The organism is Flavobacterium gelidicaeli (assembly GCF_013294005.1).
GTDB lineage: Bacteria > Bacteroidota > Bacteroidia > Flavobacteriales > Flavobacteriaceae > Flavobacterium.
This window is the reverse complement of sequence record NZ_JABSNK010000008.1, coordinates 1-9,476: the sequence shown is the minus strand read 5'-3', so window position 1 is coordinate 9,476 and position 9,476 is coordinate 1. Positions and strand designations below refer to the sequence as shown.

5 protein-coding genes and 1 tRNA gene are annotated in these 9,476 nt (G+C 34.8%); all 6 read left to right on the top strand.

The window, feature by feature from the left end; translation table 11 throughout:
- Nucleotides 1-22 precede the first annotated feature (22 nt).
- The gene (locus tag HNP99_RS12485; protein WP_173853721.1) at nucleotides 23-856 is read left to right on the top strand and encodes a porin family protein; all 834 of its coding nucleotides are present in this window, start codon (nucleotides 23-25) and stop codon (nucleotides 854-856) included.
- 152 nt (nucleotides 857-1,008) lie between these two features.
- Complete coding sequence (gene dnaE, locus HNP99_RS12480) at nucleotides 1,009-5,535, top strand: DNA polymerase III subunit alpha (protein WP_173853720.1); 4,527 nt, start codon at nucleotides 1,009-1,011, stop codon at nucleotides 5,533-5,535.
- Nucleotides 5,536-5,831: 296 nt separating this feature from the next.
- The gene (locus tag HNP99_RS12475; RefSeq protein WP_173853719.1) at nucleotides 5,832-6,737 is read left to right on the top strand and encodes an outer membrane beta-barrel protein; all 906 of its coding nucleotides are present in this window, start codon (nucleotides 5,832-5,834) and stop codon (nucleotides 6,735-6,737) included.
- Between the two features lie 309 nt (nucleotides 6,738-7,046).
- A complete protein-coding gene (gene trxA / locus HNP99_RS12470; protein WP_026708908.1) occupies nucleotides 7,047-7,364 on the top strand; it encodes a thioredoxin in 318 nt (105 codons plus the stop codon).
- Nucleotides 7,365-7,508: 144 nt separating this feature from the next.
- Nucleotides 7,509-8,435: a DUF58 domain-containing protein gene (locus HNP99_RS12465; RefSeq protein WP_173853718.1), complete on the top strand. Its 927-nt coding sequence runs from the start codon at nucleotides 7,509-7,511 to the stop codon at nucleotides 8,433-8,435.
- A gap of 86 nt (nucleotides 8,436-8,521) precedes the next feature.
- Nucleotides 8,522-8,595: transfer RNA gene (locus tag HNP99_RS12460), tRNA-Asp, on the top strand.
- Nucleotides 8,596-9,476: the final 881 nt, after the last annotated feature.

Sequence of the window (9,476 nt, the reverse complement as noted above, 5' to 3'; positions counted from 1 at the left end):
GTCTAATTTTAAAAAGACAAATATGAAATTTAAAATAAAAAATGTATTAGGTATTGCAATACTTTTTCTTTCTCAGGGAGTTGTTGCGCAATTATACGTAGGAGTACAATCAGGAATAGGAAATTTACAAGGTGAGGTAAAAGGTACCGTATCAGGAGACCGATTGGGAGGAGCCGTGAAAGCAGGTTATATTTATGCATTGACAGATCATTTTGGTATTGGTTCTGGAATAGAATTCGCTCAATACAAGCAAGATGTAAACTTGGTCAAAGAGTCAGCAATTTTTTCTAATTATGAGGTTGATCAAGCAGGTTCTGCTTTTGAATATAATGTTACAACGAGTAATTATAAGGAAAAGCAAACGCTTCATGCTTTACAAATACCGCTTTTTGTGCAATTTAAAACAAACATCAATAAAGGTGTTGATTTCAATTTTAGAGCTGGAGCTAAATATTTTTTACCTGTAAGCTATAAAATAAAAGCGTCTGCGACTAGTGCAACAGGTTCTGCTTATTATCCAGATGTCAATTTAACTATTGATAATTTACCGGAATATGGTTTTGGAATGCAAGAAAATTATATTGCATCGGGGGAGTACAATACAAAAGGAGTTATAATGAGTTCTTTTGAATTAGGATTCACATTTGACACTGGGGCAAAAAGTGCTATTTATGCAGCAATGTTTCTTGAGAATGGATATGGTTCAATATTGGATCAAGATAAAGACGAATCCTATATAGGTTATAATGCGACTACAGTTGCTGATAGAAAAGCAAACGGATTGTATAGTTCAGATAAAAATGTTAAAATCAACCCAGTAGCATTTGGGTTAACATTAGGTTGGAATTTTAAATAAAATTGTTTTTTAAATTAATTGTCAAAGGTCTTGAGTAATCAAGGCCTTTTCTTTTTTTATGATTTTGCCTATTGTTTGTAGCTTTAAAAAGAACTAAATTTGACATTCATTTTTCGAGAAATCGATAAATTATAAACTACTCAATTCCAGCTATGTACTTAATATTCGATACTGAAACTACAGGATTACCAAAACGATGGGATGCTCCCATTACAGATTCAGACAACTGGCCTCGTTGTATTCAAATTGCTTGGCAGCTGCATGATGAAATGGGAAAACTCATAGAGCATCAAGACTATTTAGTTAAGCCAGATGGTTTTAATATTCCTTATGATGCCGAGCGAATTCACGGAATATCGACTGAGTTAGCTGCAGCCGAGGGAATTGATCTTATTGAAGTTTTAGAAAAATTTAATGAAGCTTTAGGTAAGGCTAAATATATAGTAGGTCAAAATCTAGGTTTTGATGTCAATATTATGGGAGCCGAGTTGCATCGTATGGGTGTAGATTCTCCTATGGCTACCATGCCCGTTCTCGATACTTGTACAGAAGTTACTGCTAAACTATTGCAATTGCCTGGTGGTCGTGGTGGAAAGTTTAAATTACCAACATTAACTGAACTTCATCAATATTTATTTAATGTACCTTTTTCTGAAGCGCACAACGCAACTGCAGATGTTGAGGCAACTACGCGTTGTTTTTTAGAGTTGATCAGGAGAGAGCGTTTTACAAAAGAAGAATTAGATGTTCCTGCTTCGTACTTTAAGGAATTTCAAGATAAAAACCCTAGAGAGGTTCAGCTCATTGGGTTAAAGCACATTAATTTAAAACAAGCATCTGATCGCATTCGTCAACAACTTGGAGAAACACAAGGTGGTGGAATCTCTAAAGGAGAACTTTTAGAGAATAAAAAAGTTTTGGCTGAAGCCAAGTTTGCCCATTTACACAACCATACCCAATTTTCGGTATTGCAATCCACTATTGGGATTGGTCCTTTGGTTTCGGCTACAGCCAAAAATGGTTTCCCAGCGATCGCAATGACGGATACAGCAAACATGATGGGGGCTTTCCATTTTGTGAGCGCAATTATGAATCATAATAAATCGGCTTCCGCCAAAAATAAAACATTGGCTGAAAGCGGAGAAGAACCTACCGAAACGGAAATTAAACCTATTGTAGGATGCGAGTTTAATATTTGTGAAAACCACTTAGATAAAACCAAAAAAGACAATGGGTATCAAGTGGTGTTATTGGCTAAAAATAAAAAAGGCTATCATAATTTAGCCAAAATGGCGTCTATTGCCAATATCAACGGGTTTTATTATGTGCCTAGAATTGATAAAAAAATAGTAGAAAAGTACAAAGAGGACATCATGGTGCTTTCTGGAAATTTATACGGAGAAATTCCAGGTAAGATTTTGAATTTAGGGGAGCACCAAGCCGAAGAAGCTTTAGTATGGTGGAAAGCCCAGTTTGGAGATGATTTCTATCTCGAAATCATGCGCCACAATCAAGAGGATGAAAATAGGGTAAACAAAACCTTAATTGAATTTGCTAAAAAGCATGAAGTAAAATTAATTGCTTCAAATAATACCTACTACTTAAATAAAGAGGATGCCAATGCGCATGATATTTTACTGTGTGTCAAAGACGGTGAAAAGCAAGCAACACCTATAGGTCGTGGTCGAGGTTATCGTTATGGTTTACCCAATCAAGAATATTATTACAAGTCAGGAGAAGAAATGAAAAAACTCTTCGCTGATTTGCCTGATGCAATTATCAATATTCAAGAAATTGTAGATAAGGTCGAAATTTATTCACTCTATCGAGATGTATTACTGCCTAAGTATGATATTCCGCAGGAATTTGTAAATCCAGAAGATGATGCTGATAATGGTGTAAGAGGGGAAAACGCTTATTTGCGACACCTAACGATGGAAGGTGCAAAGAAAAGGTATGGTGATGTCACCGAATCAATTCAAGAACGTTTGGATTTTGAGTTATTAACGATTTCCAACTCTGGTTATCCGGGATATTTCTTGATTGTACAGGATTTTATTGCCAAAGCTCGGGAGATGGATGTTTCTGTAGGACCAGGTCGTGGATCGGCAGCGGGATCTGCGGTGGCCTATTGTTTAAAGATCACCAATATTGACCCTATTAAGTACGATTTGCTTTTTGAGCGTTTCTTAAATCCCGATCGTGTATCCATGCCCGATATTGATATTGACTTTGATGATGAGGGTCGTGGTCGCGTTATGGATTATGTAATCAAGAAGTATGGTGCCAATCAAGTAGCACAAATTATCACTTATGGTAAAATGGCTACCAAGTCGGCTATTCGAGATACGGCGCGTGTACTGGATTTACCGTTATTTGAAGCGGATAGAATTGCAAAATTGATTCCGGCGATGATGCCGTCTAAGTGGAACTTGGCACGTTTTATTTCTGAAAAGGAAGAAGATGTTAAAAAAGCCTTGCGATCTGATGAGTTTGATAATGTAAAAGAATTAATTGCTATTGCAAATTCGGATGAGCTGGCTGGAGAAACAATTCGACAAGCAAAAATTCTAGAAGGTTCCATGCGAAACACGGGTATTCATGCTTGTGGAGTGATTATCACGCCATCAGATATTACTAACTTCGTTCCTGTAACAACTGCCAAAGATTCTGATTTATATGTAACCCAGTTTGACAACTCCGTTGCTGAGAGTGCAGGTTTGTTGAAGATGGACTTCTTGGGTTTGAAAACCCTAACCTTGATTAAAGACACCGTTAAGCTGGTAAAATATCGAAATAATATTGATTTAAACCCAGATGACTTTCCTATTGATGATGTAAAGACGTACGAACTTTTTCAACGTGGAGAAACGGTAGGGATCTTTCAATATGAATCGCCCGGAATGCAAAAATACATGAAGGACTTAAAGCCTACGGTATTTGGGGATTTAATTGCGATGAATGCTTTGTATCGACCAGGTCCTTTAGAATACATTCCGTCTTTCGTTCGAAGAAAAAACGGTGAAGAAGAAATAAAATACGATCTGGATGCCTGTGAAGAATATCTAGGGGAAACTTACGGTATTACAGTTTACCAAGAGCAGGTGATGCTTTTGTCCCAATCATTGGCCGATTTTACGAAAGGTGAAGCCGATGTACTGCGTAAAGCGATGGGTAAGAAGCAAAAAGAGGTTTTGGATAAAATGAAACCCAAGTTTGTCGAACAAGCATCAGCTAAGGGGCATGATGCAGTAGTTTTGGAGAAAATCTGGAAAGACTGGGAAGCCTTTGCAAGTTATGCCTTTAATAAATCGCACTCGACTTGCTATGCTTGGATTGCTTATCAAACGGCTTATTTAAAAGCGCATTTTCCTGCTGAATATATGGCTGCGGTACTTTCTAATAATATGAGTGATATCAAGCAGGTTACTTTTTTTATGGAAGAGTGCAAGCGCATGGGACTACAAGTTTTAGGGCCTGATGTGAACGAGTCGTATTATAAATTTACGGTAAATGATGATTATGCGGTACGTTTTGGTATGGGAGCCATCAAGGGTGTAGGGCAAGGAGCTGTAAACACCATTGTAGAGAATAGAAAAGATGGAAAATACAAGTCGGTTTTTGATTTAACCAAACGTATCGATTTGCGTGCAGCTAATAAAAAAGCATTAGAGAATTTGATACTTGCTGGAGGTTTTGACTCGTTTGAAGGAACATTGCGTTCGCAATATTTTCATGATGATGGGGACGGGATCACTTTCTATGAAAAAGCGATTAAATATGGGGCCAAGTTTCAAGAAAACGAAAACAGTTCTCAAGTAAGTTTGTTTGGCGAGTCAAGCGATGTTCAAATAGAAGAGCCTGTTGTGCCCCCTTGTGAGGATTGGAGTACTATGGAGAAATTAGCGAAGGAGAAAGAGGTTGTTGGGATTTACATTTCAGGACACCCTCTGGATGATTATAAGTTTGAAATGAAATATTTCTGTAATGCTAAATTAGAAGCATTGAAAAGTTTGGACTTACATGTGGGTAAAAACTTGACTTTTGGCGGAATCATTAATAATGTGCAACATCGCGTTGCTAAAAACGGAAAAGGTTGGGGCATATTCACGCTTGAAGGCTATGATGAGAGTTACGAGTTTAAGATTTTTGGAGAGGAATACTTAAAATTTAGGCATTTCTTTATCCAAAATAATTTTACTTTCATGAAGGTTTTAGTGAAAGAAGGTTGGGTAAATCAAGACACTGGTAAAAAGAGTGATCCTAGAATTCAATTTATGCTAGTGCAATATTTACAAGATGTATTAGATGATTTTGCAAAAAAGTTGGTTGTATTATTAAATATTAATGATTTGGATGCAGAATTCATTCATAGATTAAGCCATTTGTTTTTAGAAAATAAGGGAGATAATCAAGTTACATTTGAAGTAATGGAGCTTGAAAAGATTAAAAAACTAGTGGAAGATAAACCTATAGTTATTGAAAATGAAGAGGTTGAATTTGATGAAGATGTAGATTCAAGTGAAGTTGAAACTACTACGGCAGTTACAGTGACCGAAGTTGAAGAGATTAATGTGGTGACAAAATTAACAATGCCCAGTAGGCGTTTAAAAATAAAAATATCTAACGAACTTTTATTCGCTCTAGAAAAAATGCAGATTAATTTTAAATTAAATTAAAGCGTATTTGCTGTAAAGTATATAAATGTTAAGTTTTAAAGCTAGAAAACGTTATAGTTGATTGTTTTATTAGCGGTTTTAACATGTTTTTTAAGTAAGTTACACTTGATTTTAACAGTTTTTTTAGACTAGTAATGTTAATTTTTATCGTGTAAAGTATTGATTTTGTTATGCGTGCATATTATTTTGTTTTTTTGTTCACATTTCTTTGTGAAAAATGTGAAAGCATTATTTAAAATTATTTATGTTTGTAGCATCTCAATTAACTAAATGAACTTTTAGAAATAAAAAAAATTATGAAAAAGAACCTACTAATTTTAGGAATGATGGTTTGCTCAATGACGATGTTAGCGCAAACTAAAGATGATGCAAGTACTACTGCTGATAAAGGTTGGTATGTGAAGCTTGGAGGGTCATATTTTATACAAGCAACGGCTACTGAGTTTCCAAGTGTTAATGGTAGAGAACCATTAAGACAAGTATATACAGGTGGAGTTTTAGTATCAAAAGAAAGTGTAACTGGTTCTTTTGGAGAAGGATTTAGAACTGGTTTGACTGCAGGATATAGATTTAATACAAGAGTTGGTTTTGAAATGGGTGTGAACTACTACACTAGTAACCAAAAGACTATGGTTGAAACTATTGTTGATGATGTTAAAATGTTAGATATAAAAGGTCAGGTTACAGCATTTGATGTTGCTCCTGCATTAGTATTGTTTTTAGGAGAACATAAAGGTTTTGAACCTTATACAAAAGTAGGTGTAATTGTTCCTGTTCACGGACAATTGGATTTAAAAACAAATGCAGTGACATCTGTTGGTCCATTATATCGTGAAGATGTTATCAAGCCAGAACCAACTGTTGGATTTTTAGCTTCGCTAGGTACAACGTATAAATTAGGTAAAAATATTTCAGCATTTGCAGAAATCGAATACCGTAATTTCACTGTACATGGTAAAAATAAAGAAGTGACAAATTATACTGTTAACGGAGCTGATGGTTTTGCGTTACCTGTTGGGCATCCATTACATCTGTCAAATTCTGAAATCAATATTAATTATGGTAGTAATTTAAATGGTACTTCTAATAATAAAGCAACTAATTCTGCTGGTTATGATGAAGATAAAGCAGGAGATGATTTAAGTTCTTATATCAGTATCAGTGGGGTTGGATTAACTGTAGGTTTAAAATACAGTCTATAATCTCTATTACGATAAATTATTAAGGCCTTCTGAAAAGAAGGTCTTTTTTTTGGAGTAAATTTTTAGAATACTACAAAAATTATAATTCTGAAGGTAATATATTTTTTCGCTAGTTTTTTCAATAAGATTCGGGGGTAAGAAATAGTGGCTTTAATTTGTTGATTAGAGTTGTTTTGGTTTTTAATAGTTATTTACGATACATTTATAATCAAAACTAATTCATGTATAGTGTGCAAGTTGGTTTTATTTTCTAAATTTGTAATCTAGTTTTATACTTTGATAAAACGCTTAACATTAAATAAAGATATTATGGCATTAGCAATAACAGATGCTACTTTTGAAGAAGTAGTTTTGAAATCAGACAAACCAGTAATGGTGGATTTTTGGGCAGCATGGTGTGGGCCTTGTAGAATGGTAGGACCAATCATCGACGAATTAAGTACTGAATATGACGGTAAAGTTGTAGTTGGTAAAGTTGATGTTGATGCAAATCAAGAATTTGCTGCAAAATACGGAGTGAGAAACATTCCAACAGTATTGGTTTTTCATAACGGAGAAGTAGTCGGTAAGCAAGTAGGAGTAGCTCCTAAGCAAACTTACGCAGATAGTTTAGACGCTTTGTTGTAATCGTAAGATTATGGTTTATACGGGAAAAAGGTTTGGCGTAAGTCAAGCCTTTTTTTTGGTTTAAGCTGAATTTATTTCAGCTTCTCTTGTTTTTTATATCAGTTGAATCTTTTAATTGATTGAATCTTTTAATAACTTTGAAAGATGAAGATTGAATCACAAAAAGAAAAAATTTCGAGTTTTCAACACCTGCAATTATTGGCAAACCAAGTTGTTGAAGGTTTTGTATCAGGGATGCATAAGAGTCCGTTTCATGGATTCTCGGCAGAATTTGCTGAACATAAAGTTTATAATGTAGGCGAGAGTACGCGGCATATCGATTGGAAGCTTTTTGCAAAAACGGATCGTTTATATTCAAAGCGCTTTGAAGAGGAAACTAACCTGCGTTGCCATCTTATTATAGACAACTCTTCATCGATGCATTATCCTAAGCTTAAATCTAGTCAGTCGTTTTATGAAAGTAAAATAGGTTTCTCGGTATTGGCATCTGCGGTATTGATGAATTTGTTAAAAAAGCAACGAGATGCTGTTGGTTTAAGTATTTTTTCGGATACGTATGAATACTATGCACCCGAAAAAGGTAGTGATAGGCATCATAGTATGTTGCTTAATACTCTTGAAAATGTTCTCAATCAAGTAAAAGAAAAAAAGAATACTGATACTATAACGTATTTGCATCAAATTGCCCAGAAGATTCATAGGCGCTCTATGATTATCCTTTTTACAGATATGTTTCACTCTGGGAATGAAGAGGCTCTTTTTGCGGCTCTTCAGCATTTAAAACACAATAAGCATAAAGTAGTCTTGTTTCATGTGATAGATAACGAAACCGAACTTAATTTTGATTTTGGTAATGTGCCTAAGAAGTTTATTGATGTTGAAACTGGCGAGGAGGTAGCTCTTTTTGCAGATAATGTAAAAGAAGTTTATGAACAAGAGGTTGCTGATTACTTCAAGAAGCTTTCGTTGAGTTGTGCTCAAAACCAAATTAAGTATGTTCCGGTAGCAGTAGGTGAAAATTTTGAACAAATTTTATTGACATATCTAGCTGAAAAACAAAACTTTGGTTGAATTGAAAAAGAAAATTTAAATATTTTTATGAAAAACATTTGCGTAACTCGAATTCTGTTGTATCTTTGCAACCGCAATAACGCTGAGGTCTGGTAGTTCAGTTGGTTAGAATACCTGCCTGTCACGCAGGGGGTCGCGGGTTCGAGTCCCGTCCAGACCGCATATCGGGGAAGCCTTTCTAATTAGAAAGGCTTTTTTGTCCCCAAAAGGTTTTTAAGATTAGTTGTGTTGTTTGGTCGAGTTAGAAGTAACAAGACCGGGTTTAGTAGTTAGACCAATGAAAAGCTTTCCACTTTATTGTGGATGGCTTTTTTGATTTAAAGGTACTTTGATTTTAATTGTTTTGTGATTATCTTGTCACAAGTGCTCATTTCTTATTAGAGCATTGTTGTTTTTAATTTTCATTTGTTTTAATCGTATAGTAATAGTGGTTCTTGAAATTTGGTTTAGGAGCTATTTCCTGCTATTCGCTACAATCTCTTGAGTTCTCTCGATTATCATCTCGAGGACTCAAGAGGATTTTCACTGCTATCAGGGCTAGGGAGTGCTGTTTTGTTAATGAGTTGTAGAATATGCTGAATGTATCATACATATATAATGTAAAGGATATAGAAACTTGAGTTGCCTTTTGAAGTGTATGTTAATGAATAGTATTTATGTCGTATGTGATCTTTAAGATTGTCATAATGCTAATTTGGACTTCTGTTTTTTGAATTTTCATTTCGAATTTGAATTCTATTCAAGTAAAAATACTTACAAATAGCAAAACAGCTTGTTTTTAAGTAAGCTCAAACCCTACATTTATAGTGTTTTAAAGATTGGGTTGTAAATAAAAGTAATAATAGTGAATTTTATGTATTGTTTAACGGAAAAGAGTCAGTACTTTTGCACCCGCAACAGCGAATAAGTTCTTTACATTATGGCAAGCAAAACGGAATAAGTTGAAAATTTATTTTCAGATTATTTTAAAAAAAGCTTGTGAGAAATAAAAGAGTTTATTACTTTTGCACCCGCTTCGGGAAACATGTTTAACATGAAAAC

Excerpts from the sequence above, each read along its gene's own strand:
- HNP99_RS12465 (WP_173853718.1), top strand. The coding sequence starts at position 7,509 with ATGAAGATTGAATCACAAAAAGAAAAAATTTCGAGTTTTCAACACCTG.
- HNP99_RS12485 (WP_173853721.1), top strand. The coding sequence starts at position 23 with ATGAAATTTAAAATAAAAAATGTATTAGGTATTGCAATACTTTTTCTT.
- trxA (WP_026708908.1), top strand. The coding sequence starts at position 7,047 with ATGGCATTAGCAATAACAGATGCTACTTTTGAAGAAGTAGTTTTGAAA.
- dnaE (WP_173853720.1), top strand. The coding sequence starts at position 1,009 with ATGTACTTAATATTCGATACTGAAACTACAGGATTACCAAAACGATGG.
- HNP99_RS12475 (WP_173853719.1), top strand. The coding sequence starts at position 5,832 with ATGAAAAAGAACCTACTAATTTTAGGAATGATGGTTTGCTCAATGACG.